We start from the raw sequence: 3571 nt of genomic DNA, 5'->3' as shown, positions 1-3571 counted from the left end.
TCGCTCGACAACAGGATCGACAACATGGACCAGCGGCTCACGATCAAGATCGACGGCCTTCGGGCCGAGATGGTCTCCGAACTCAGGCGCGTCGACAACAGCATCGCCGCCGTCCACACTCGGATCGACGGCCTGGACCGCGAGGTCCGAACGGCGATCGACATCCGCGAGCGCCTCGCCGCCCTCGAAGCGCGCCGTCCCGCCGGAAGCTAGCTCACCATCGCGTAGGTCCGCTCGATGTTGGCGAGGATGCCCGCCCGCCAGGGCCGGTAGTCGCCGTACGCCGAGAACGGTTTCTCGTAGGTCGGCGCGAGCTTCGCCGGCACGCGCTGCTTGACCTCCTCCAGGGTCGCGCCGGCGGCGACCTCCTGGCGGACGGCCTCGACCATGTCGTGGACGTAGGCGCGGAAGGTCCTGAGCCAGTTCCGGTCGCCGACGTTGCCGTGGCCCATGACGATGTGGGTGAAGTCGAGCTGGGCGAGGCGATCGAGCGTGCCGACCCAGTCCTCCGGGTAGCCGTCGCCCATGAAGGGCGTCCAGCCGATGACGGCGTCGCCGGTGATCACGACCTTCTCCTTCGGCAGGTAGACGAACACATCGCCCTCGGTGTGGGCGCGGCCGAGGTGGAGGAGCTGGATCTCGCGGTCGCGACGATAGAGCTTCATCGTCCGCTCGAAGGCGATCGTCGGGAGCGCCGGCTTGAGCGCCCGGACCTCGGCCTGGTAGGCCTCGGCCAACTTCAGATTAGCCTCGAGCGTCGCGCGCTCCGCCGGCGTGCGGGCCGTGGCGAGGTCGGCGCGGAGCTTCGCGATCTCCGCCGGGAGCTGGCGGACGTGGTCCTTGATGCGCTTGAGCCCCTTCTTCACCATCGCCTCGCGCGTGATCTGGTTGGTCACGATCTCGGCGGCGGGATACGCGGCGGGGTACACCTCGTTGCCGTGCCAGTGGTCCCAGTGGAAGTGCGTGTTGATCACGTAGCGGACCGGCTTCGGCGTGATGTCGCGGAGCCGCTCGACGATCACCCGGGCGGCCGAGGGCTTCGAGTGCGTGTCCACGATGATCACGCCGTCGTCGCTCTCGATGATGGCCGTGTTGGAGTTCACCTTGTAGGCCGGCGCGGCCACGGCGGCGTGCACCCCGTCGGCCACCTTGGTGAACTCGAACCGCGCGTCTCCGCTCCCGTGCCCCTCGTGACCGCAGCAGTCCATCGCGCTCGCTCCTTTCTCGCTCAGTGAGGCGCGTGCCTGGTGCCCAGCGCGAAGAGCCCCCAGCTCACCAGGACGGCGAGCGGCGCCGCGCCGAACGGGATCGCGTACGAGCCCGTCAGGTCGTAGAGGAACCCCGCGGCGGCCGGACCCAGCGCGGCGCCGAAGCGCCAGCCGAGGGTGAGCACGCCCATGATCGCGCCGATCGCCCGCACGCCGAACACATCGGGGACCACCCGCACGATGATCGTGTCCGACGCCGCGAACCCGACGCCGAACGCGACCAGCGAGGCGAGCAGCGCCTCGCGCGAGGGGAGCCAGACCGAGACCAGCGCCAGCGTCTGGATGACGCACGCGGCGCCCATCGTCGGGGACGCGCCCAGCCGGTCGGAGACCGCGCCCGCCGCGAGCCGGCCGGTCACGGAGCCGATCCCGTAGGCCGTGAGCGCGAGCGAGGCGCCGGCGAGGCTCACCCCCCGGTCGTGCGCGAACGGCACGGCGTGGACCGAGAGCATCAGCGCGAGGCCGCCGCTCAGCAGCCACGAAACGTTCAGGCACCACTGGCGCGGGTCGGCGAGCGCCTGGCGGAGCGTGACGCCGTGGCCGGCGGCGGCCGCCGCGGGCGCCGCGACGGCTGCGCCGGGCCCGCCCGCACGCCGCAAGAGGTCCGATTCCGGTGCGCGCGGCAAGCGGACCGTGAGCGCGGCGAGCGTCGTCGCGAGCCCGCAGCCGGTGCCGAGGATCGCGTAGGCCTCCCGCCAGCCGAAGGTCGCGATGAGCCAGGCCGCGAGCGGACCGCCCGAGATGTACCCGAGGTTGAAGCCCACCAGGACGAGGGCGATGGCGAGGCCGCGGCCCTCGTCGTACCAGCGCGCGACGGTGAAGGCGCTCAGCAGGTAGAAGCTCGACATCCCCACCCCCGCCATGATCCCGACGAAGAGGTAAAGCTGCCACAGCGTGCCGACCGTCGAGACCAGCGCGAAGGCCGCCCCCGCGAGGATCACGGTCGGGACCAGCAGGAGGCGGGGCCCGTGGCGGTCGGCGAGGGCGCCGACCGCGAAGCCGGCGAGGCCGCCCAGGAGCAGGTTGATCGAGAGCGCCGTCGCGATGGCGCCCCGGCTCCAGCCGAACGCCTCGGCGATGACGGGCAGGAACACGCCGTAAGCGGCGAGCGGCGTCGAGATGCCGTAGGTGACCACGAACAGCGCGGCGACGATGAGCCGGCGGCGGGCGAGCGGACGCACCCTCAGAGTCCTACCACACCTCCGTGCACGACGGCCGCGTTTGGTGTATAAACAGCGGCGACGTCCCACCACCAACGGAGGAGAGCACGACATGGCCCAACTGAGGATTCCCCTGGACGCGCAACGGTTCTCGAAAGGCCTGACCTGGAAGGACTACATGGCCCAGATGGGCGACACCCGGGCCCGCACCGAGGACAACTACGCCAAGTCGGCGCTGACCGACGAGGAGCGGAAGTTCTTCGGCGGCGTCAACCAGGTCAAGTACACGATGATGCTGGCCGAGAACTGGTGCGGGGACGTCCACCGCAACTCGCCGCTGATCGCCCACGTCTGCGAGGCGATGCAGGGCTGCGAGCTGCGCGTGTTCCTCCGCGACCAGAACACCGACCTGCGGGACACCTTCCTGAACAACGGCTACCAGTCCATCCCGGTCGTGGTCTTCTTCGACAAGGACTGGAACGAGATCGGCCGCTGGCTCGAGCGCGCTCACGTCGCGACGAACAAGGCCGCCGTCATCCGCTCGACCACGCTGGACAAGGCGCCCCAGGACAAGGCCAGCCAGGACGCCGCGATGAACGAGTTCCGGGGCCAGGTCACCGCCGCGTACCAGACGCCGGGCGGCGCATTCTGGCGTGCGGCCGCTCAGGAAGTCCGGCTCATCCTGGAGCAGCGGCTCGGGCTCGTGAAGAAGTAGCGCGCCTCAGCGCTCCTTCTTCGTCTCGGCGAAGACCTCCTTCGCCGTGAGCAGGGCCTCGCGGATCAGGGGCACGCCGACGTAGCCGGAGAGGTGCAGGAGCACCTCGACCAGCTCGTCCTCGGTCCACCCCTGGCGGAGCGCCATGCGCAGGTGGATCGCCAGCTCGGGCGTGCGCGCGGTGGCCGCGTCGGAGACGACGCAGATGAGCGTCCGGGTCTTGAGGTCGAGGCCCGGGCGCGTCCACAGCGCGCCGAAGACCGTCTCGGTCGCCACGTCCATGAACTTCTTCATGACGGGATCCGCGTAGGCGGTCTGGTTCATGCGCTCCACGTAGGCGTCGCCCAGGAGCTGGCGCCGCAGCTCGCGGCCCTTCTGGTAGGTCTCGCTTCCGACCATGGCTGGCCTCCTTGCAGGGTTGGTGGCGT

Annotated in this window: 5 protein-coding genes; 2 read left to right on the top strand and 3 right to left on the bottom strand. The window is 70.3% G+C overall.

From position 1 onward, the window contains the following. On the top strand, positions 1-213 hold a 213-nt coding region (locus VKG64_10120), incomplete at its 5' end, for a hypothetical protein (GenBank protein HKB25397.1). On the opposite strand, the gene VKG64_10115 is transcribed toward VKG64_10120, so the two are convergent. Continuing rightward, positions 210-1208 carry an MBL fold metallo-hydrolase gene (locus VKG64_10115; GenBank protein ID HKB25396.1) on the bottom strand — a complete coding sequence of 333 codons (999 nt, stop codon included), beginning with the start codon at positions 1206-1208 and terminating at the stop codon, positions 210-212. The genes VKG64_10120 and VKG64_10115 overlap by 4 nt on opposite strands. Before the next feature lie 20 nt (positions 1209-1228). Beyond that, positions 1229-2449, bottom strand: a complete 1221-nt coding sequence (locus tag VKG64_10110) for an MFS transporter (GenBank protein HKB25395.1) — start codon at positions 2447-2449, stop codon at positions 1229-1231. Positions 2450-2540: 91 nt separating this feature from the next. Here VKG64_10110 and VKG64_10105 point away from each other — a divergent pair, with 91 nt between their 5' ends. Next, positions 2541-3143 carry a thioredoxin family protein gene (locus VKG64_10105; GenBank protein ID HKB25394.1) on the top strand — a complete coding sequence of 201 codons (603 nt, stop codon included), beginning with the start codon at positions 2541-2543 and terminating at the stop codon, positions 3141-3143. Positions 3144-3149: 6 nt separating this feature from the next. On the opposite strand, the gene VKG64_10100 is transcribed toward VKG64_10105, so the two are convergent. Then, positions 3150-3542 carry a carboxymuconolactone decarboxylase family protein gene (locus VKG64_10100; GenBank protein ID HKB25393.1) on the bottom strand — a complete coding sequence of 131 codons (393 nt, stop codon included), beginning with the start codon at positions 3540-3542 and terminating at the stop codon, positions 3150-3152. Between the last annotated feature and the right edge of the window lie 29 nt (positions 3543-3571).

Source organism: Candidatus Methylomirabilota bacterium, assembly GCA_035260325.1.
Lineage (GTDB): Bacteria > Methylomirabilota > Methylomirabilia > Rokubacteriales > CSP1-6 > AR19.
Note: the sequence above shows the minus strand (reverse complement) of the source record. Positions and strands in the feature narration are given on the sequence as shown.

What these genes read in the sequence shown, in the direction of transcription:
- VKG64_10115 (HKB25396.1), bottom strand. Translation starts at nt 1,208, where the DNA reads ATGGACTGCTGCGGTCACGAGGGGCACGGGAGCGGAGACGCGCGGTTC.
- VKG64_10105 (HKB25394.1), top strand. Translation starts at nt 2,541, where the DNA reads ATGGCCCAACTGAGGATTCCCCTGGACGCGCAACGGTTCTCGAAAGGC.
- VKG64_10100 (HKB25393.1), bottom strand. Translation starts at nt 3,542, where the DNA reads ATGGTCGGAAGCGAGACCTACCAGAAGGGCCGCGAGCTGCGGCGCCAG.